At 64.0% G+C, this 20057-nt stretch carries 22 protein-coding genes; 18 read left to right on the top strand and 4 right to left on the bottom strand.

The window, feature by feature from the left end; translation table 11 throughout:
* The first annotated feature begins 287 nt into the window (after positions 1 to 287).
* Positions 288 to 2090, top strand: coding sequence for a transcription termination factor Rho (gene rho, locus AC5Y5C_RS18305; protein WP_499976031.1), 1803 nt, complete (start codon positions 288 to 290; stop codon positions 2088 to 2090).
* Positions 2091 to 2244: 154 nt separating this feature from the next.
* Here rho and AC5Y5C_RS18300 read toward each other — a convergent pair whose 3' ends face one another.
* Positions 2245 to 2961: an SDR family NAD(P)-dependent oxidoreductase gene (locus AC5Y5C_RS18300; protein WP_499974983.1), complete on the bottom strand. Its 717-nt coding sequence runs from the start codon at positions 2959 to 2961 to the stop codon at positions 2245 to 2247.
* 69 nt (positions 2962 to 3030) lie between these two features.
* Here AC5Y5C_RS18300 and AC5Y5C_RS18295 point away from each other — a divergent pair, with 69 nt between their 5' ends.
* Positions 3031 to 3945, top strand: coding sequence for an RNA polymerase sigma-70 factor (locus AC5Y5C_RS18295; protein ID WP_499974980.1), 915 nt, complete (start codon positions 3031 to 3033; stop codon positions 3943 to 3945).
* Here the strand turns inward: AC5Y5C_RS18295 and AC5Y5C_RS18290 are convergent.
* Complete coding sequence (locus tag AC5Y5C_RS18290; RefSeq protein ID WP_499974978.1) at positions 3942 to 4442, bottom strand: hypothetical protein; 501 nt, start codon at positions 4440 to 4442, stop codon at positions 3942 to 3944. The two genes, AC5Y5C_RS18295 and AC5Y5C_RS18290, sit on opposite strands and share 4 nt — an antisense overlap.
* 154 nt (positions 4443 to 4596) lie before the next feature.
* On the bottom strand, positions 4597 to 4812 hold the full coding sequence (locus AC5Y5C_RS18285) for a hypothetical protein (RefSeq protein ID WP_499974976.1): 216 nt from the start codon (positions 4810 to 4812) through the stop codon (positions 4597 to 4599).
* A gap of 188 nt (positions 4813 to 5000) precedes the next feature.
* Between AC5Y5C_RS18285 and rpmE the strand changes: the two genes are divergently transcribed.
* The 15 genes from rpmE to AC5Y5C_RS18210 all read left to right on the top strand — a co-directional run bounded on the left by rpmE (position 5001) and on the right by AC5Y5C_RS18210 (position 17820).
* Positions 5001 to 5225: a 50S ribosomal protein L31 gene (gene rpmE, locus AC5Y5C_RS18280; RefSeq protein WP_078289136.1), complete on the top strand. Its 225-nt coding sequence runs from the start codon at positions 5001 to 5003 to the stop codon at positions 5223 to 5225.
* Between the two features lie 93 nt (positions 5226 to 5318).
* Positions 5319 to 6389 carry a peptide chain release factor 1 gene (gene prfA, locus AC5Y5C_RS18275; protein ID WP_499974974.1) on the top strand — a complete coding sequence of 357 codons (1071 nt, stop codon included), beginning with the start codon at positions 5319 to 5321 and terminating at the stop codon, positions 6387 to 6389.
* A 5-nt stretch (positions 6390 to 6394) separates the two neighbouring features.
* Positions 6395 to 7249: a peptide chain release factor N(5)-glutamine methyltransferase gene (prmC, locus tag AC5Y5C_RS18270; RefSeq protein WP_499974971.1), complete on the top strand. Its 855-nt coding sequence runs from the start codon at positions 6395 to 6397 to the stop codon at positions 7247 to 7249.
* Positions 7246 to 7950: an L-threonylcarbamoyladenylate synthase gene (locus AC5Y5C_RS18265; RefSeq protein WP_499974969.1), complete on the top strand. Its 705-nt coding sequence runs from the start codon at positions 7246 to 7248 to the stop codon at positions 7948 to 7950. The genes prmC and AC5Y5C_RS18265 overlap by 4 nt, the downstream gene beginning before the upstream one ends.
* Before the next feature lie 15 nt (positions 7951 to 7965).
* Positions 7966 to 9192, top strand: a complete 1227-nt coding sequence (locus AC5Y5C_RS18260) for a glycosyltransferase family 4 protein (protein WP_499974965.1) — start codon at positions 7966 to 7968, stop codon at positions 9190 to 9192.
* Positions 9193 to 9453: 261 nt separating this feature from the next.
* Entirely contained in the window at positions 9454 to 9891 is a 438-nt protein-coding gene (locus AC5Y5C_RS18255; RefSeq protein ID WP_499974962.1) for an ATP synthase subunit I, read from the top strand.
* On the top strand, positions 9888 to 10643 hold the full coding sequence (gene atpB, locus AC5Y5C_RS18250; RefSeq protein WP_078325316.1) for a F0F1 ATP synthase subunit A: 756 nt from the start codon (positions 9888 to 9890) through the stop codon (positions 10641 to 10643). Before AC5Y5C_RS18255 ends, atpB begins: the two co-directional genes overlap by 4 nt.
* A 62-nt stretch (positions 10644 to 10705) precedes the next feature.
* Positions 10706 to 10957: a F0F1 ATP synthase subunit C gene (locus AC5Y5C_RS18245; RefSeq protein ID WP_030094898.1), complete on the top strand. Its 252-nt coding sequence runs from the start codon at positions 10706 to 10708 to the stop codon at positions 10955 to 10957.
* Between the two features lie 5 nt (positions 10958 to 10962).
* A complete protein-coding gene (locus AC5Y5C_RS18240; protein WP_499974959.1) occupies positions 10963 to 11496 on the top strand; it encodes a F0F1 ATP synthase subunit B in 534 nt (177 codons plus the stop codon).
* 3 nt (positions 11497 to 11499) lie between these two features.
* Positions 11500 to 12846 (top strand): F0F1 ATP synthase subunit B/delta, encoded by a 1347-nt coding sequence (locus AC5Y5C_RS18235; RefSeq protein WP_499974956.1) that lies wholly within the window; start codon positions 11500 to 11502, stop codon positions 12844 to 12846.
* A 46-nt stretch (positions 12847 to 12892) separates the two neighbouring features.
* Positions 12893 to 14542 carry a F0F1 ATP synthase subunit alpha gene (gene atpA / locus AC5Y5C_RS18230; RefSeq protein ID WP_499974952.1) on the top strand — a complete coding sequence of 550 codons (1650 nt, stop codon included), beginning with the start codon at positions 12893 to 12895 and terminating at the stop codon, positions 14540 to 14542.
* A gap of 20 nt (positions 14543 to 14562) precedes the next feature.
* Entirely contained in the window at positions 14563 to 15495 is a 933-nt protein-coding gene (locus AC5Y5C_RS18225) for a F0F1 ATP synthase subunit gamma (RefSeq protein ID WP_499974950.1), read from the top strand.
* A gap of 14 nt (positions 15496 to 15509) precedes the next feature.
* A complete protein-coding gene (atpD, locus tag AC5Y5C_RS18220; protein WP_499974948.1) occupies positions 15510 to 16940 on the top strand; it encodes a F0F1 ATP synthase subunit beta in 1431 nt (476 codons plus the stop codon).
* Between the two features lie 33 nt (positions 16941 to 16973).
* Entirely contained in the window at positions 16974 to 17339 is a 366-nt protein-coding gene (locus AC5Y5C_RS18215) for a F0F1 ATP synthase subunit epsilon (RefSeq protein ID WP_499974946.1), read from the top strand.
* 64 nt (positions 17340 to 17403) lie between these two features.
* On the top strand, positions 17404 to 17820 hold the full coding sequence (locus AC5Y5C_RS18210; RefSeq protein ID WP_499976030.1) for a DUF2550 domain-containing protein: 417 nt from the start codon (positions 17404 to 17406) through the stop codon (positions 17818 to 17820).
* A 10-nt stretch (positions 17821 to 17830) separates the two neighbouring features.
* On the opposite strand, the gene AC5Y5C_RS18205 is transcribed toward AC5Y5C_RS18210, so the two are convergent.
* The gene (locus AC5Y5C_RS18205) at positions 17831 to 18415 is read right to left on the bottom strand and encodes a cob(I)yrinic acid a,c-diamide adenosyltransferase (protein ID WP_499976028.1); all 585 of its coding nucleotides are present in this window, start codon (positions 18413 to 18415) and stop codon (positions 17831 to 17833) included.
* Between the two features lie 129 nt (positions 18416 to 18544).
* On the opposite strand from AC5Y5C_RS18205, the gene murA reads away from it, so the two are divergent.
* A complete protein-coding gene (murA, locus tag AC5Y5C_RS18200; protein WP_499974944.1) occupies positions 18545 to 19798 on the top strand; it encodes a UDP-N-acetylglucosamine 1-carboxyvinyltransferase in 1254 nt (417 codons plus the stop codon).
* Positions 19799 to 20057: the final 259 nt, after the last annotated feature.

Here is a 20057-nt window from a genome sequence, read left to right as displayed (position 1 = left end):
GACAGGCGGCGATATTGCGCAAGGTCGATGGTCAGCTGTTATTTCTCCGGACCTCGTGTGGCCCTATCTGCATGGGCCCGCAGCATGAACTTCGCGGCCAGCAACCTGACTGGCCGAAGTGAGACCCCTCGCCCCATGTTTGGCGGGGGAAGGAAAGGAAATCCGTGACCGATACGGACCTCATCGCGACCGAAGCCGCCCCGGAAACTCCGGAGGCGCCCACCGCAGCCTCTTCCGACCGTTCCACCAAGGAGCGCCGGGGTGATGGACTGGGTGCGCTGTCGACGATGGTGTTGCCGGAGTTGCGTGCGCTGGCCAGCCAAGTAGGCGTCAAGGGCACCTCCGGAATGCGTAAGGGCGATTTGATCGCCGCTATTCGTGAGCATCAAGGTGCGCTCGGCGGGCCGAAGAACAACAACCAGAACACCCAGGCGCAGCAGCCTCAGGGCGCTTCGGCACCCGCCGAGGCCGCCCAGCAGGACCAGAAGGACCAGAAGGGCGAGAAGGCGCCGGCTCAAGCCGAGCCGACCCAGACCGCCCTTGAGCTGCCTGCCGAGGCGTCGAAGTCCACCCCGGAGACTGGCTCTGCCGAGGTCGCTGAGGGCAAGGGCGCCGAGAACAACGGCGCACCCCGCGAAGGCCGTGGCGAGCGGCGTCGCAACCAGAACCAGAACGCCGACGGCGAGCGCAAGCAGCAGAACAGTGGCCGCGCGAATTCCGAGAATTCCGAGAATTCGGGTCGCGATGGCGGCTCGGGGAGCCAGAACTCGGACAACCAGAACCAAGACAACAACCAGGGCAACCGCGGCGATGACGGCGAGGGTCGTGGCCGTCGTGGCCGTCGTACTCGTGAACGCCGCCGCGGTCGTGACCGCAACACCAACGAGAGCGGCGGCGGCGAGACCGAGCTGCGCGACGACGATGTCGTCCAGCCGGTGGCCGGCATTCTCGACGTGCTCGACAACTACGCGTTCGTTCGGACATCCGGTTATCTGGCCGGGCCGAACGATGTGTACGTCTCGATGAACCTGGTGCGCAAGAACGGTCTGCGACGGGGCGATGCCATCACCGGCGCGGTGCGGGTGCCCCGCGATGCGGACGCCGGGAACCAGAATCAGCGGCAGAAGTTCAACCCGCTGGTGCGCCTCGATTCCGTGAATGGCGGCCCGGTCGAGGACGCCAGGCAGCGCCCCGACTTCACCAAGCTGACCCCGCTGTACCCGAATCAGCGGCTGCGGTTGGAGACCACCACCGAGAAGTTGACGACCCGCGTGATCGACCTGATCATGCCGATCGGCAAGGGGCAGCGCGCCCTGATCGTGTCTCCGCCGAAGGCCGGTAAGACCACGATCATGCAGAACATCGCCAATGCGATCTCTGCGAACAACCCCGAATGCCATCTGATGGTGGTGCTGGTCGACGAACGACCCGAAGAGGTCACCGACATGCAGCGCTCGGTCAAGGGTGAGGTCATCGCCTCCACCTTCGATCGCCCGCCGTCAGATCACACCCAGGCTGCCGAGCTCGCCATCGAACGTGCCAAGCGCCTCGTGGAGCAGGGCAAGGACGTCGTGGTGCTGCTCGACTCCATCACCCGTCTGGGACGTGCGTACAACAACGCCTCGCCCGCGTCCGGCCGCATCCTGTCCGGTGGTGTCGACTCGACCGCGCTCTACCCGCCCAAGCGCTTCCTGGGCGCGGCGCGCAACATCGAGCACGGTGGCTCGCTGACGATCATCGCCACGGCCATGGTTGAGACCGGCTCCACCGGTGACACCGTCATCTTCGAGGAGTTCAAGGGCACCGGCAACGCCGAGCTCAAGCTCGACCGCAAGATCGCCGAGCGCCGGGTGTTCCCGGCTGTCGACGTCAACCCGTCGGGCACTCGTAAGGACGAGCTGCTGATGAGCGGCGATGAGTTCGCGATCGTGCACAAGCTGCGCCGTGTGTTGTCGGGACTGGATTCACATCAGGCCATCGACCTGCTGATGAGCCAGCTGCGCAAGACCAAGAACAACTATGAGTTCCTGCTCCAGGTCTCCAAGACCGCACCGGGTGGGATGAACGCCGACGAGCCGCAGTACAGCTAGAGCGTGGCGAGAGATCACCGGTAAAGACCGGTGATCTCTCGCAGCTTTGACAGGGTGACGGTCAGACGCGGGGTCGCTCCCGTCCACGCGACAGATTGTGGATTCGTTGACGGAATGCGGTTGGGCGCCTAGCACCTTGCCAGGGTTTGGCCTGTCAGACCGCGGATCCTCCTCCGTCGACATGCAGAGTGGAACCGGTAACGAAGCTGGAACGTGGCGAGGCCAAAAACAGGATCGCCTGCGCGATTTCATCAGGACTGGCCGTGCGTCTCAACGGCAGTGCCCGCCCCAGCTCCTCATTGGTGTCGCCCCATTCGGCGACGACACCCTCGGTGTCGGTCGGGCCCGGTGCGACACTGTTCACGCGCACGCCGTGCGGACCGAACTCGGCAGCCCATGTCCGCGTGAGTGCTTCGATGGCGGCCTTTGACGCGCTGTACGTGGAGGCGCCCGGTACCCCTTTGACGGCGACCAGACTGGTCACGTTCACGATGCTGCCGCGTCCGCGTGCAAGCATCGCGGGAGCGAGTGCAGCGACCAGAAAATATGTGCCGCGTACGTTGGTGTCGAATGTTGTCTGGAATGACCCGGTCGATTGTTCAACAGTCATCGCTCCCGGAAATGTCGCCGCGTTGTTGACCAGAATGTCCACCTCACCAGACTCTTGCGCAAGGTATTTCACGGATTCAAGGTCGCTGAGGTCGGCGCGCACGAAACGTGCGCCGACCTCAGCGGCTGCGGCTTCCCCTCTTTCGCGGTCTCGTCCGGCGATGATCACCGAGGCGCCCTCGGCCCCCAGTAGACGCGCAGAGGCTAAGCCGATTCCGGCGGTCCCTCCCGTAACAAGTGCAGTGTGGTTAGTCAGATCCATACCAACTAGACCGGATAGCCATCCGATATGTGACAAGGATCGGCCGTGCATCGAGATTAGGATTGCGGGGTGGCTGACAATGGCCGGGTACCAGCCAATCTCGCGGGTGCCGCAGAGATCTTCGCGGGAGTGCGGCCACGACTCTTCGGTGTCGCGTATCGGATGCTCGGTAGCGTCACTGACGCCGAGGACATCGTCCAGGACGTCTGGCTGCGGTGGCAGTCTGCCGACCGCGCGTCGGTGCGGGACCCCACCGCGTTTCTGGTGACGGCCACGACTCGACTGTGCATCAACGCGTTGAATTCCGCGCGTAGTCGTCGCGAAACTTACGTCGGCCCTTGGCTTCCCGAACCGGTTGATACCAGCGCCGACCCCGCGCTGGGAGCCGAGAGAGGAGAAGCGCTGCGCCTTGCCACGCTGATGCTGCTGGAGAAGCTGCCAGCACCCGAGCGCGCCGCCTACATCTTGCGGGAGGCCTTCGATTACCCGTACGAGTCGATCGGCCGGGCAATCGAGGTTTCGGACGTCAACGCCCGCCAGCTTGTGAGCCGGGCGCGCAAACACCTCATCGCGGATCGCCGGGCCCCGGCCGATGCTGCCGAGCAGCAACGTCTCCTGGCCGCATTCGTCACCGCGGCGGAGTCCGGCGATCTCGCGGGGTTGGAGGCGCTGTTGGCCGCAGATGTGGTCAGCCACACGGACGGCAACGGCGTACGGAATGCATCGCGGGTCCTGGTCGGGGGAAGGGCAAGCGTGGCGATGTTCGTACGGTCGTTCCGCGATCACTTCTGGCGGAACACCACGCTCCAATGGATCACCGCGAATGATCGGCCCGCGGTGCTCATTGCTCGGGACGGCACCCCAACGGCACTTCTCACCCTCGATGTGTCCGAGCGCGGTATCGAGCGACTGATGTGGGTGATGAATCCCGACAAACTGGGGCGCATCTCGGATGCGCCCCAGACCTTCGCGCCGAACCGCTAGCCGATCGACGCGAGCGGGATCCAGATGCCGAAGAGCCAGAATCCCCAGGTCCGGAATCCGTCATCCCAGATTGGCTGGACCCGATATCCCCAGTAGTCGAAGGCCTGGGGAGGCGGGCCCCAGCGGTCGGGGAGCGGCCCGCGCCATTCGGCACGAGGCGGCGGCGCCCAGCCCCAGGGCGGACGCTGATCGTAATGCCACGGATTGTCACGCCATTCCCGGCGATCGTCTCGCCACCTGCGGTCATCCCGCCAGCCCTGGTCGCGATCGCGCCAATTGTCGTTTCCGCGCCAGTTCCCGTTGTCATGCCGACCGTCATGCCGACCGTCGTGGTCACCCCAGTCATCGTCGTCGTCGTGCGGGCGATTCGGATGATCTTGGACGTAACCGTGCTGACCAGCGGGCTGTGCGTATGCCGGAACCGCGCCCAGTCCCATCGTGCCCATCGCCAAGGCGCCAACGATGGCACCCTGACTCACAAGACTTTTCAGATTCATGTGCGACTCCTGTCCGATTATCTCGGCGGTTCGCCCCGACTCAACCGAAAGATATTGATATCCAACAGCAGCATGGCGGTAGTTATGCCGCGGCTGCTGTTGGGGATATCGACAGGATGTCAACGCCCGTTACATGCTCGAGATCAGGTGCGCATCACGGCTGCGGGATGGACGGAATCTGAGGAATCGGTGGTGCCTGGGGAATGGGCGGTGCCCCCGGTCCCTGTGGAATCGGTGGCGCCTGGGGAATGGGCGGCGGTGTCGGGGGAGTGATGGGGTCGGCATTGGCCAGGCCCTGTGCGCCCGCGAATGTGGCTAAGCCCATCGCCGCCGCGGTTGCGCTTGTCACGATCAATCTCTTGATGTTCATGCGTATCCCTTCCGAATCGGCGTTCCTTTCCCAACGTACGCCGGGTCCCGGAATCGGGAATAGCGCGCAGGTCGGCGCCGTTTAGGTTCTACGTAACTGAGCTGGCATAATGGCCTCTCAGCCTTTTGAAGGGTTCCGGTTCACGCCCATCAAGCGACCCGGCGGCCATAACAAGCAGAGGAAAAGCAATGAAATCGGGTATCCACCCCACTTACGTCGAGACCAGCGTGGTCTGCGGCTGCGGTAACACATTCACCACCCGCAGCACCAAGGACAGCGGCCACATTGTGGTCGAGGTCTGCTCGCAGTGCCACCCCTTTTACACCGGCAAGCAGAAGATCCTGGACAGCGGCGGTCGCGTCGCCCGGTTCGAGGCCCGGTACGGCAAGCGCAAGGCCGCAGCCGACAAATAGCTTTCTTGCCGACGCCCGGATTTGCCTTTGTGCAGTCCGGGCGTCGGTTTTTTTGTATGACGACTGAGCGTATGAACATTGGGAGGAGGGCGCATGAGCGAGACGCCGCTGATCGAATCGATGCTGGCCGAGCACGCTGAGCTGGAGAAGCAACTGGCCGACCCGGCGCTGCACGCGGATGCGGGCGCGGCGCGCAAGGCCGGCCGCCGGTTCGCGATGCTCTCGCCGATCGTCGCCACCCATCGCAAGCTGGCCGCCACTCGCGATGATCTGGACACCGCCCGTGAGTTGTCCGCGGACGATCCGTCATTTGCCGATGAGGTGACCGAGCTGGAATTGTCGGTCGCCGAGCTGGAAACGCAGCTGTCGGACATGCTGGCGCCCCGCGACCCCCATGACGGTGACGACATCCTCCTTGAAGTGAAATCTGGTGAGGGCGGCGAAGAGTCAGCACTGTTCGCTGCCGACCTGGCCCGCATGTACATCCGCTACGCCGAGCGGCATGGCTGGAAAGTCACGGTTCTCGATGAGACCGAATCCGACCTCGGCGGGTACAAGGACGCCACCTTGGCCATCGCCAGCAAGGGCGACAGCGCCGACGGTGTGTGGTCGCGGCTCAAATTCGAAGGCGGAGTGCACCGCGTCCAGCGTGTTCCCGTCACCGAATCCCAAGGACGCGTGCATACTTCGGCAGCTGGTGTCTTGGTGTATCCCGAACCCGAGGAGGTGCAGGAAGTCCAGATCGACGAGTCGGATCTTCGGATCGACGTCTACCGCTCCTCGGGCAAGGGCGGCCAGGGCGTGAACACCACCGACTCGGCGGTCCGCATCACCCACCTGCCCACCGGGATCGTGGTGACCTGCCAAAACGAGCGCTCTCAGCTGCAGAACAAGGCGCGCGCCATGCAGGTGCTGGCAGCGCGCTTGCAGGCTCTGGCCGAGGAGCAAGCGCAGGCCGACGCATCGGCCGGTCGTGCCAGCCAGATCCGCACCGTGGACCGCAGTGAGCGGATTCGCACCTATAACTTCCCGGAGAACCGGATCACCGATCACCGCGTCGGGTTCAAGGCGCATAATCTGGACCAGGTGCTCGACGGCGACCTCGACGCGCTGTTCGATGCGCTGGCCGTGGCCGATCGAAAGGCGCGCCTGCAGGAGGCGTGAGTTAGATGAGCGGGTTGTGTCAGCTGATCGCCGAGGCGATCGAATCGCTCTCTCGGGCAGAGGTTTCCAGCCCACAAGTGGACGCCGAAGAGCTCGCCTCACATCTGCTCGGCATCCCGCGGACACGGCTGCGCTTCGCTGACATCACGCCGGGTTTCCCCGAGAGATACCGTGATCTGGTGGCGGCGCGCGCTCGGCGGATTCCCTTGCAGCACTTGACCGGTAACGCCGCCTTCGGCCCTGTCGAGGTATTTGTGGGCCCCGGTGTGTTCATTCCGCGCCCGGAGACGGAGTCTCTATACGCCTGGGCGACAGAGGAATTGACAACTCGTGCGACGGTTGTCGAGTTGTGTGCCGGATCGGCAGCGCTCGCGGTCGCCTTGTCGCATGACGAGCCGGCCGCTCGTATCCTCGCGATCGAGCTGGATGAGCAGGCGTTGATCTACACGCGGCGCAACACCCAAGGAACTCCGGTCGAGGTGATCCAGGCCGACGTGACCGCGTCCACGCTGCTGGCGGAGCTGGACGGAACAGTCGATCTGATCGTCGCCAACCCGCCGTACATCCCTGAAGGTGCCGAGCTGGAGCCCGAAGTGGCGCAGCACGATCCGCCATTGGCATTGTTTGCGGGTGTCGATGGGCTGGCGATCATCGCGCCCATCGTGACGGCCGCCGGTCGTCTCCTGGGTGCTGGGGGCCGGATCGGGGTTGAGCACGATGACACCAATGGTGATGGAACACGCGAGTTGTTCACGGCAAGTGGCCTGTTCGACGAGGTTGTGCAGCGATACGACCTGGCGGGACGGCCGCGATTCGTCACCGCCCGCCGAAATTCCCGACCCCATAGACTGGGTGCGTGACCGTCGTCTATGACTGCCAGGACGCTGCGACCCGCCAGGACGGCGTCGACGCGGCGGTGAGCGCGCTCAAGGCGGGTGAGCTGGTAGTCATGCCCACTGACACCGTCTACGGATTAGGTTGTGACGCATTCGATTCCAATGCGGTGTCGGCGCTGCTGGCCGCCAAGGGGCGAGGCCGGGATATGCCCGTCGGTGTTCTCGTGGGGTCATGGCACACCATCGACGGACTGGTGTTCGCGGTTCCATCGGCCGCCCGTGAACTCATCGAGGCATTCTGGCCGGGACCGCTGAGCATCATCGTGAAGCACGCGCCGTCGCTGTCCTGGGATCTCGGGGATGCGCAGGGGAGCGTCATGCTTCGGATGCCTCTGCATCCGGTGGCCATCGATCTACTGCGCGCCGTCGGTCCGATGGCGGTCTCCAGCGCCAACGTCTCGGGGCAACCCGCGGCGCTCACGGCGGGGGCGGCCCGCGATCAGTTGGACGACAAGGTTGCGGTGTACCTGGACGGTGGCACGGCGGAGCTGGGCGCGGCATCGACCATCGTCGATCTCACCGGGCCGGTGCCGCTGATCGTGCGGGAAGGGCCGATCACCCGGGAACAGGTCGTCAGTGTCATTGGTACGGCGATCGGGGGCACTGCGATTGGGCCTTCCGGGAATCTCGGGCCCGGCGAGTCGGCGGATCCCACAGGATCTTGAAGTACGGTCGGATGCGTGAGTGAGCTGCTGGCCCTTGCCGATCGCGGCGCGGGTGTCCCTCTGCGTGAGCTTGCCCTGGTTGGGCTGACCGCGGCCATCACGACGTTCTTCTGCACCGGTGGAGTGCGGATGTTCGCGACCCGCGTGGGCGCCGTGGCCTATCCGCGCGAGCGTGACGTGCACCTGCAGCCGACCCCCCGGATGGGCGGTCTAGGGATGTACCTCGGTGTGTGCGCGGCGATCTTCCTGGCCTCGCAACTGCCCGCCCTGACACGGGGTTTCGTCTACTCCTCGGGCATGCCTGCCGTCGTCGTCGCGGGAGGCATCATCATGGTCGTCGGTCTCATCGACGATAAATGGGGCCTGGACGCGTTGACTAAATTCGCCGGCCAGGTCACGGCCGCCAGCGTCCTGGTCACCATGGGGGTGGCCTGGAGCATGATCTACATCCCGTTCGGCGGGGTGGGGACCATCGTGCTGGACCAGATGTCCTCGATCCTGGTCACGCTCGCGTTGACGGTGTCGATCGTCAACGCGATGAACTTCGTGGACGGCCTCGACGGGCTGGCCGCCGGCCTGGGGCTCATTACCGCCGCTGCCATCTGCATCTTCTCGATCGGGCTACTGCGCAGCCACGGGGGTGATGTCCTGTACTACCCGCCCGCGGTGATCTCGGTGGTGCTCGCCGGGGCGTGCCTTGGCTTCCTCCCGCATAACTTCCACCGGGCCCGCATCTTCATGGGGGACTCGGGGTCGATGCTGATCGGCCTGATGCTGGCGGCGGCATCCACGACGGCCGCGGGCCCCATCTCACAGAGCTCGTACGGCGCCAAGGACATGTTCGTCCTCCTGTCGCCGTTCTTGCTGGTGATTGCGGTGATGCTGGTGCCTGCGCTGGATGCTTTGTTGGCGATCATCCGGCGGACCCGCGCCGGCCGGAGCCCCTTCAGCCCAGACAAGATGCACCTACACCACCGACTGCTCCAGATCGGGCACTCGCATCGCAAGGCGGTGCTGATCATCTACCTATGGGTGGCGATCATCGCGTTCGGAGCCGCCAGCACCATCTTCTTCGAGCCCCGCTATGCGGGGGCGGTGGTGGTGGGTGCCGTCGGGATCGCCATCGTCGCAACGGTCGTTCCCTTGCTGCGTCGCGAAGAACCCGATCAGCTGCCGGGCGCCGAATCGGGGCCGAGTTCGGCGACGGTATCGATGGAATCGTCGGTGTACGACGAAAAGTAGTAGGGGTGCATTAACGGTCTCTACCATGTGATACGGTTCTGCCATACCCGAAAACTCACGGGTGCCGGCCACACCGGAACGACGGATTTTTTTGGAAAGTCTGGCTAGACATTCCAGGGCCCGCCGGACCGATCAACTGACCGACAGGGAGCTGCCCATTGAGGTGAGTTCAGCGAGCCCTCAGACCTCCTATAAGGTCTGGAACCGACGAACGCAGTTTTTGTTCCGCCACCCCGACAAAGATGTGAGGTGACACCCCAGGTGACCGCGCCCCAGGCAAACCCCGATGCCCCGCTGGTTCTTCCGGCATTGGCGTTTCGCCCGTTGCGTCTGGCGGCGTTGTGTGGCGTTCTCGGTGCCTTGGCTCTGCTGGCCTCCGCCCTGCTAGGGCATTGGCAGTTCGGCGTCTTCTTCGTTACTGGGCTTGGACTCGGCTTGGTGAACGCTCTCCTCGTTCGCCAATCTGCGGAAGTGATTACCGCGCAAGACAATCCAAGCAAGCAAAAGATGGCCATCAATTCCGCGGCGCGGTTGATGATCATCACTGTCCTCGCCCTGGTGATCGCATTCGTGTTCCGCCCCGCTGGTCTCGGGGTGTTCTTCGGAGTCGCGTTGTTCCAGGTGCTGCTGGTGTTGACCACCGCTGTGCCGGTGTGGAAAGGGATCCGTTCAGTGAGCAGTGAGCAGGGCGCAGCATGATTACGACATTCCAGGCTGAAGCCGCCATCGAGGTTGGCCATCACAAGCACGCACACTGGGGCTTTCTCGGTGAGGTGAACGTCGACACCATTGTCGCCACGGCCCTGGCCGGGGTGGTCGTGATCGCGCTGGCATTGTTCTTGCGAGCCAAGGTCACCTCGACCGGCGTGCCGAACGGTGTGCAGCTGTTCTTCGAGGCGGTGACGGTTCAGTTCCGCAACCAGGTTGAGTCGGCCATCGGCATGAAGGTGGCGCCGTTTGTGCTGCCGCTGGCCGTGACGATCTTCGTCTTCATTCTCGTGTCCAACTGGATTTCGGTGCTGCCCGTGCAGTACACGGACGACACGGGTAAGACAGCCGAACTGTTGGCCCCGCCGGCTTCGGATATCAACTACGTCTTGGCGTTGGCGCTGTTCGTGTTCGTCTGCTACCACATTGCTGGTTTTGCGCGCCGCGGCCTGATCGGGCACCCGATCAAGCTGCTCAAGGGTCACACCTGGGTTACCGCGTTCATCAACCCGATCGAGGAGCTGGCCAAGCCCATCTCGCTGTCGCTGCGGCTCTTCGGCAACATGTTCGCCGGCGGCATCATGGTGGCCCTTATTGCCATGTTCCCCGCGTACATCATGTGGGCGCCCAACGCCATCTGGAAGGCATTCGACCTGTTCGTCGGCCTGATCCAGGCCTTTATCTTCGCACTGCTGACGGTCCTGTACTTCAGCCAGTCGATGGAAACCGACGAACACCACTAATTACCCAGACCAACCTGAATAGACCCCGGTAGCACAGCTACCACATAATAAGGAGGAAGAAAATGGCGGACCCGACAATTGTTGCTGGTGCCCTCATCGGCGGTGGATTGATCATGGCCGGTGGCGCCATCGGTGCCGGTATCGGTGACGGTATCGCCGGTAACGCCCTGATCTCCGGTGTTGCCCGTCAGCCTGAGGCTCAGAGCCGGCTGTTCACGCCGTTCTTCATCACCGTTGGTCTGGTTGAGGCTGCATACTTCATCAACCTGGCCTTCATGGCGCTGTTCGTCTTCGCGACCCCCGGCGCCAGCTAATCGGCATGGGTGAATTGCACAGTGTCGCCACTGCCGTCACGGCAGTAGCGGCGGAAGCCGCCGAAGAGGGCGGGAAGCAGAACAACTTCCTGATCCCCAACGGCACCTTCTTTGTCGTCCTGGCGATCTTCCTGATCGTCCTGGCGGTCATCGGAACCTTCGTGGTGCCGCCGATCCAGCGGGTGCTTAAGGCACGCGAGGACATGGTCACCAAGACGACCGAGGACAACCGGAACGCCGCTGAGCAATTCACCGCCGCCGAGGCTGACTACAAGGATGAGCTGGCCAAGGCGCGCGGTGCCGCAACTGCGGTGCGTGACGAGGCCAGGGCCGAGGGACGCGGAATTCTCGAAGACATGCGTCAGCGGGCCAATGCCGAAGCGACTGCCGTGAATACAAAGGCCGCAGCGGAGTTGGCCCGCCAAGGCGAGGCAACCTCCGGCGAACTGGCGGCGAATGTCGACAGCTTGTCCCGGACCCTCGCCGAACGCGTTCTCGGAGTGAGCCTTTCGGAACCAGCGAGTGCAGGGCGAGGCTAAAAGATGTCGACATTTCTAGGACAGCTCTTTGGGTTCGCTGTCATCGTGTTTCTGGTGGTCAAGTACGTCGTGCCGCCAGTACGCACGTTGATGGCCAAGCAACAGGACACGGTGCGTCAGCAGCTCGCTGACAGCAAGACCGCGGCCGACAAGCTGGTCGAGGCCGAGGGCGCACACGCCAAGGCCATCGAAGATGCCAAGGCCGCCGCCGCCGAGATCGCCGAAGAAGCCAAGGCTGACGCCGTGCAGATCTCCAAGCAGCTGCGCGAGCAGGCCGACGCCGAGGTCGCGCGGATCAAGGTGCACGGCCAGGAGCAGATCCTGCTGCAGCGCCAGCAGCTGATCCGTCAGCTCCGTGGTGATCTCGGCACCGAATCCGTTAACCGCGCAGGCGATTTGGTCCGTTCACACGTCAGTGACCCCGCGGCGCAGTCCGCCACCGTCGACCGCTTCCTCGATGACCTGTCCCAGATGGCAGGCAGCATCAACACCGAACGCCGACCGTTGGCGGTCGGAGGAGCCGGCTTGCACGCCGCTAGCCGCGAATCGCTCGCGGAGCAGGTGTCGGCCTTCCAGGCCAACGCGGTCTCGCTGGACAGCCTGACGCTCAACGCGCTGGCCGATGATCTGACCGCGGTCGCCGAGCTCCTTATCAAGGAATTGGTGCTGCGTAAGCACCTGTCCGAGCCGGTCGATGCCAGCGAGCAGGCCGCCAAGGTCGCCCTGGTCGACTCGGTACTCGCGTCCAAGATCGGGCGCCCGGCGCTCGAGGTAGTGCGGGCGGCCGTGACGGCCCGTTGGTCAGCCTCCAGTGACCTGATCACCGCGATCGAACACATCGCCCGCCTCGCGCTGCTGGAGCGGGCCGAGCGTGACGGCCAGATCGATGACGTGGAGGATCAGCTGTTCCGTGTCAGCCGCATCCTCGACGGAGAGCCGCAGCTGGGCACGCTGCTGGGCGACGCCGCCGTGCCTGCCGCCGACCGCGTGACGCTGCTGAAGAACGTTCTGGCGGGTCGGTCCAACCTGATCGTGACCAGCCTGCTGGCCCAGACCGTGCGCCTGTTGCGTGGCAAGCGCGCTGATGTCGCCGTACTTGAGGTCGCCGAGTTGGCGGTCGCCCGCCGCGACGAGTCGGTCGCTCACGTGAAGGCGGCAGCTCCGGTCAGCGATGCGCAGATCACCCGGCTGGCTCAGGTACTCGGACAGATCTATGGCCGCACCATCGCGGTGCAGCTGGATGTGGATCCCGACCTGCTCGGTGGCCTCATCGTCAACATCGGTGACGAGGAGATCGACGGCAGCCTGTCTACCCGGCTCTCCGCCGCCGCCCTCCATCTGCCCAACTAAACCCATTAGACGCTTCACCTAAAGACGAGCAGGAAGACGAAAAGCCATGACAGAGTTGACGATCTCCTCGGCCGATATTTCCGGCGCGATCGAGCAGTACGTCGCGACGTTCTCCGCCGACCCCACCCGCGAAGAAATCGGCATCGTCTCCGACACCGGTGACGGCATCGCCCACGTCGAGGGGCTGCCTTCGGTCATGACCCAGGAGCTCCTCGAGTTCCCCGGTGGCGTGCTGGGCGTGGCGCTGAACCTCGATGAGCGCAGCGTCGGCACCGTTATCCTCGGTGACTTCCACGGCATCGAAGAGGGCCAGCAGGTCAAGCGGACCGGCGAGGTGCTGTCGGTGCCGGTCGGCGACGCCTTCCTGGGCCGTGTCATCAACCCGCTTGGCGAGCCGATCGACGGCCGCGGTGACATCGAGGCCGAGACGCGCCGTGCCCTCGAGCATCAGGCCGCCAGTGTGGTCGAGCGCCAGAGCGTTTCCGAGCCGCTCCAGACCGGCATCAAGGCCATCGACTCGCAGACCCCGATCGGCCGCGGCCAGCGTCAGCTGATCATCGGTGACCGCAAGACCGGCAAGACTGCCGTCTGCGTCGACACCATCCTGAACCAGAAGCAGGCTTGGGAGACCGGTGACCCGGCACAGCAGGTGCGCTGCATCTACGTCGCCATCGGCCAGAAGGGCTCGACCATCGCCGCGGTGCGCCGCACGCTGGACGAGGCCGGCGCGCTGGAGTACACGACCATCATTGCCGCCCCGGCCTCCGATGCTGCCGGCTTCAAATGGCTTGCGCCGTACACCGGTTCGGCTCTGGGCCAGCACTGGATGTACCAGGGCAAGCACGTCCTCATCGTGTTCGACGACCTCACCAAGCAGGCCGAGGCCTACCGCGCCATCTCGCTGCTGCTGCGCCGTCCGCCGGGCCGTGAGGCGTACCCGGGCGACGTCTTCTACCTGCACTCACGTCTGCTGGAGCGTTGCGCGAAGCTGTCTGACGCATTAGGTGCCGGTTCGCTGACTGGTCTGCCGATCATCGAGACCAAGGCCAACGACATCTCGGCCTACATCCCCACCAACGTCATCTCGATCACCGACGGACAGTGCTTCCTGCAGACCGACCTGTTCAACCAGGGTGTGCGCCCGGCCATCAACGTCGGTGTGTCGGTGTCGCGCGTCGGTGGTGCCGCTCAGATCAAGGCCATGAAAGAGGTTGCGGGAAGTCTCCGCTTGGAGCTCTCTCAGTACCGTGAGCTCGAGGCCTTCGCGGCCTTCGCCTCCGACCTGGATGCCACCTCGAAGGCCCAGCTGGAGCGCGGTGCGCGCTTGGTGGAGCTGCTCAAGCAGTCGCAGAACTCGCCGTACCCGGTCGAGGAGCAGGTCGTGGCGATCTACCTCGGCACCGGCGGACACCTTGACTCGGTACCGGTCGGCGACGTCATCCGGTTCGAGCGGGAATTCCTCGACCACGTGCGCGGCTCGCACGCCGACATTCTGGCCGATATCAAGGAGACTAAGAAGTTCTCCGAGGACACCGAAAGCAAGCTCACTGACGCGATCAACGCGTTCAAGAAGAGCTTCGCCGCTACAGACGGCAGCTCGGTGGAGGTCAAGGACGTCGCGGCCGAGGCACTCGACGAGTCCGAGGTCGGTCGGGAGACCGTCCAGGTCCGCAAGCCGGCTCCGGCAAAAAAGTAGAGCAGTAGGACCTCCAGAAAATGGCTGCACAAATCCGAGAACTGCGACGGCGGATCAAATCCGCCGGGTCGATCAAGAAGATCACCAAGGCGCAGGAGCTGATCGCGACTTCGCGTATCTCCAAGGCGCAGGCTCGCGTCGTGGCGGCTCGCCCGTACGCGACCGAGATCACGAACGTGCTCACCGCACTCGCCGACGATGCCGCACTGGACCATCCATTGCTGGTGGAGCGGGCCGAGCCGAAGCGCGCAGGTGTACTCATCGTGTCCTCGGACCGCGGGCTGTGTGGTGGCTATAACGCCAACGTGCTGCGTGTCGCCGAGGAGCTGTTCGCGCTGCTGCGTGAGCAGGGCAAGACCCCGGTGATCTACGTGATCGGCCGCAAGGCGCTGAACTTCTACAAGTTCCGCGGCCGGCCTGTCACGCAGTCCTGGACCGGGTTCTCCGAGCGCCCCGAGTACTCCCACGCCCAGGAGATCGCCGGTGTGCTGGTGGACGCCTTCTTGTCCGGTGCCGACGACGACGGCGACGATCCGGGTGCCGATGGCATCCTTGGAGTCGACGAGCTGCACATCGTGTACACCGAGTTCAAGTCGATGCTGACCCAGTCGGCTGTGGCCAAGCGGATCGCGCCGATGGAGGTCGAGTACGTCGGCGAAGCCGCCGGACCGACCACCCAGTACTCGTTCGAGCCTGACGCCACAACGCTTTTCGCGTCGCTGCTGCCTCGTTACCTGGCCACCCGGGTGTACGCGGCACTGCTGGAGGCGGCAGCCTCGGAGTCGGCATCCCGCCGGCGCGCCATGAAGGCGGCCACGGATAACGCCGATGAGCTCATCAAGGGGCTCACCCTGGAAGCCAACCGTGCTCGCCAGGCTCAGATCACCCAAGAAATCAGTGAAATCGTTGGCGGCGTTGACGCGCTTGCCTCGGCCGCCGCAAGCGAACATTAGGAAGAGACGAGTAGATGACCGCACCAACTGCTAACAAGACCGTCGGGCGAGTTGTTCGCGTTACCGGCCCGGTCGTCGACGTGGAGTTCCCACGCGGCGCCGTGCCGCCGCTCTTCTCCGCCCTCAATGCCGAGATCACCTATGAGTCGCTGGCCAAGACGCTGACTCTCGAGGTGGCACAGCACCTGGGTGACAACCTGGTGCGGACCGTATCCATGCAGCCGACTGACGGCTTGGTCCGTGGCGTGGACGTCACCAACACCGGTAACACCATCGCGGTGCCGGTTGGTGACGGCGTGAAGGGCCACGTCTTCAACGCGCTGGGTAACTGCCTCGACGAGCCCGGTTACGGCAGCGACTTCGAGAAGTGGTCCATCCACCGGAAGCCCCCGGCCTTCGATCAGCTCGAGCCGCGTACCGAGATGCTGGAGACCGGCCTCAAGGTCGTCGACCTGCTGACCCCGTACGTCCGCGGTGGCAAGATCGCCCTGTTCGGTGGTGCCGGCGTGGGCAAGACCGTTCTGATCCAGGAGATGATCAACCGCATCGCCCGCAACTTCGGTGGTACCTCGGTATTCGCCGGCGTGGGTGAGCGCACCCGTGAGGGCAACGACCTGTGGGTTGAGCTCGCCGATGCCAACGTGCTCAAGGACACCGCACTGGTGTTCGGCCAGATGGATGAGCCGCCCGGCACGCGTATGCGCGTCGCGCTGTCTGCTCTCACCATGGCGGAGTACTTCCGCGACGAGCAGAACCAGGACGTGCTGCTGTTCATCGACAACATCTTCCGGTTCACGCAGGCCGGTTCCGAGGTGTCGACCCTGCTCGGCCGCATGCCTTCGGCGGTGGGTTACCAGCCGACGCTGGCCGACGAGATGGGTGAGTTGCAGGAACGCATCACCTCGACTCGTGGTCGCTCCATCACCTCGATGCAGGCCGTGTACGTGCCCGCCGACGATTACACCGACCCGGCGCCGGCCACCACGTTCGCGCACCTGGATGCCACCACCGAGCTTTCTCGCGCGGTGTTCTCCAAGGGCATCTTCCCGGCCGTGGACCCGCTGGCGTCGTCGTCAACGATTCTGCTGCCGTCCGTGGTGGGCGAGGAGCACTACCGCGTCGCGCAGGAAGTCATCCGCGTCCTGCAGCGCTACCAGGACCTGCAGGACATCATCGCCATCCTCGGTATCGACGAGCTGTCGGAAGAGGACAAGCAGCTGGTGGGCCGCGCCCGTCGTATCGAGCGCTTCCTGAGCCAGAACATGATGGCGGCAGAACAGTTCACCGGTCAGCCGGGTTCGACCGTGCCGCTCAAGGAGACCATCGAGGCGTTCGACAAGCTCACCAAGGGCGAGTTCGATCACCTGCCCGAGCAGGCGTTCTTCCTTATCGGTGGCCTGGACGACTTGGCGAAGAAGGCCGAAAGCCTCGGCGCCAAGCTGTAACTCGTCGCTAGCCATTTGAAGGAGGTGCATTGAATGTCCGAGATTGACGTCGAGATCGTCGCCGTCGAGCGCGAGATCTGGTCGGGTAAGGCCACATTCGTCTTCACCCGCACGACCTCCGGCGAAATCGGCATCCTGCCGCACCACATTCCGTTGGTGGCGCAGCTGGTTGACGATGCGGCGGTAAAGATCGAGCGTGAGGGTAATGACGATCTTTGGTGGGCGATCGATGGAGGATTCCTGTCGATCACCGATACCAAGGTGAGCATCCTGGTCGAGTCCGCGCAGGCACGTGCGGATATTGACGAGTCCAAAGCCAAGGCCGATTCCGGCTCTGAGGATCCACGAGTAGCCGCGCAAGGACGCGCGCGGCTGCGTGCTCTCGGCCAGACGGTTTAGCACTACCCACACGGCCAACATCCCTGATTAAGCACTAAGGAAGCCGCTTTTGAGCGTGACGGCGATGATCGAGATATCGATCATCGCCGTCCTTGCTTTGGCGGTGGCCGCGTTGAGCTTTCGTCTGCTCAAGCTACGACACGGTGGTACCGCGGCTCTGCTGCGCGATGTGCCGGAGGTGGGGGAGGTGCGCTGGCGGCATGGCGTCATGCGGTACCGCGAATCTCAAGCGGAGTTCTATCGGCTTTCCAGCGTGCGGCTCTGGCCCGATCGACGCCTGTCGCGGCGTGAACTCGAAATCATCGACAGGCGGATTCCGCGCGGCGATGAGTACGACATCATGACCGCCGAGATTGTGGTGCTGCAGCTGCGTGACGGTGCACGCGACTACGAAATGGCGCTGGACCGCGGCGCATTGACTGCCTTCATGTCCTGGGTCGAGTCGCGGCCCTCGCGGCGGGCGGAACGCCGCAGCCGCTAGTCGGTCCTGCTCAGGGGCGTAAAGCGGGTTGTGCCGGTCCGCCTGGCTTCCAGAGTGTGTCCTTACCGTCGTTGGCGACTCGCGACAGGATGAACAACAGATCCGAGAGCCGATTCAGATATTTCGCGGTCAACACGTTGGTGCTGTCGGGATAGGCGTCGATGGCGGCCCAGGCCGAACGTTCTGCCCGGCGCGCCACGGTCCGAGCCACGTGCAAAAGCCCGGATAGGGCGGTACCACCCGGCAGTACAAAGGAATTCAGCTTGGGCAGATCCGCGTTGTACTCGTCACACCAGCCCTCGAGGCGGTCGATGTAGGGCTGGCTGATCCGCAGCGGCGGGTATTCGGGATCTGATACCACGGGAGTGGAAAGGTCTGCGCCGGCGTCGAACAGATCGTTCTGGATCTGCAGCAGCACGGCGCCGATGGACCGGCTCGGATTCCCGAGTACCACCGCGACACCAATGGCGGCGTTGGCTTCGTCGCAATCGGCGTAGGCGGCGAGCCGTGGATCGTTCTTCGGCACACGCGAGAAGTCACTCAGACCCGTAGTTCCGTCATCTCCGGTCCGCGTATAGATGCGAGTGAGATGCACGCCACTCGACGTTCCCCGCTCGCGTTGCGGATCGTTCCCGCCTGCGGCGGCGTCATCGTTTCCCTTGTCTGTTCGCCCGAGTGGCTCATCGGTCATGCGTCGAAACGTTACCCGGCTACGCTGTCGGGCGTGAGCGAGCATTTCTTGGTGACCGGCGGCGCCCGGCTTACAGGCCACGTGGCGGTAACCGGCGCCAAGAACAGTGTGCTCAAGCTGATGGCGGCCACTCTCCTTGCGGAGGGAACCAGCACCATCACCAACTGCCCGGACATCCTCGACGTGCCGTTGATGGCCGAGGTGCTGCGGGGACTGGGTGCGACGGTGGAGCTGGAAGGCGATGTCGTCAGGATCACCTCGCCGGACGAACCCAAATACGATGCCGACTTCGCGGCGGTACGGCAGTTTCGCGCGTCGGTATGTGTCCTGGGCCCCCTGGTGGGCAGGTGTCGACGGGCCAAGGTGGCGTTACCGGGTGGAGATGCCATCGGGTCCCGTCCGCTCGACATGCATCAGGCGGGCCTACGGCAGCTGGGAGCCGAGTGCACCATCGAGCATGGGTGCGTGGTCGCCGAGGCAAAGTCATTGCACGGAGCGGATATTCAGCTAGATTTTCCGTCAGTGGGTGCCACGGAGAACATCTTGATGGCGGCAGTGCTTGCCGATGGTGTCACCACCATCCACAACGCCGCGCGCGAGCCGGATGTAGTGGATCTGTGCACCATGTTGGTGCAGATGGGCGCCCAGATAGAAGGTGCCGGAACCTCGACATTGACGGTGATCGGCGTCCCCAAGCTTCATCCCACCGAACATCGCGTCATCGGAGACCGAATTGTCGCTGCCACTTGGGGTCTCGCTGCCGCGATGACGCGTGGCGATGTGACTGTCACGGGAGTCGATCCGGAGCATCTGCAACTGGTGCTACACAAGCTGCATGATGCCGGGGCCACAGTTACTCAGAACGACAACGGATTTCGCGTCGTTCAGTACGAGCGCGCCAAAGCGATAAACGTGGCGACCCTGCCGTTCCCGGGATTTCCAACCGACTTGCAGCCCATGGCAATTGGGCTCGCCGCGATAGCTGACGGCACCTCCATGATCACGGAGAATGTTTTCGAGGCCCGATTCCGCTTCGTCGAGGAGATGATGCGGTTGGGGGCAGACGCGCGGACCGACGGGCACCACGCGGTGGTCCGGGGCATTCGTCAACTGTCCAGTGCGCCGGTGTGGTCATCGGATATCCGGGCGGGCGCGGGGCTGGTGCTGGCGGGTCTGGTGGCGGATGGCGTCACCGAGGTATACGATGTGTTCCATATCGACCGCGGTTACCCGTTGTTCGTGGAGAATCTCCAGAGCCTGGGTGCCGAAGTCGAGCGGGTCAGCTAGCGCTGACCACCCCCAGAGCCCGAAGTTGACTCAAGTTCACTGGACTTGGTACAGTGGTCGGGTTGCCCTGAAAGAGCGAGGCCGGGACACGGAAGCGATTCCGAAATTCCGGTCTTAGGTTTGGTGCATAAGTGACCAGCCAAAACCGGGAGTTTGACTCAAGTTCACCGAACTTGATACGGTTCCCGGGCCGCTTGGAAAGGGCGAAAGCCGAAATAGAAGAAGAAATTCAGATATCTCGGCGATCGGATGGTGCGCA

The organism is Mycobacterium sp. NGS15 (assembly GCF_059813245.1).
The sequence above is the reverse complement of the archived record's forward strand: the minus strand, read 5'-3'. Positions and strand labels throughout refer to the sequence as shown.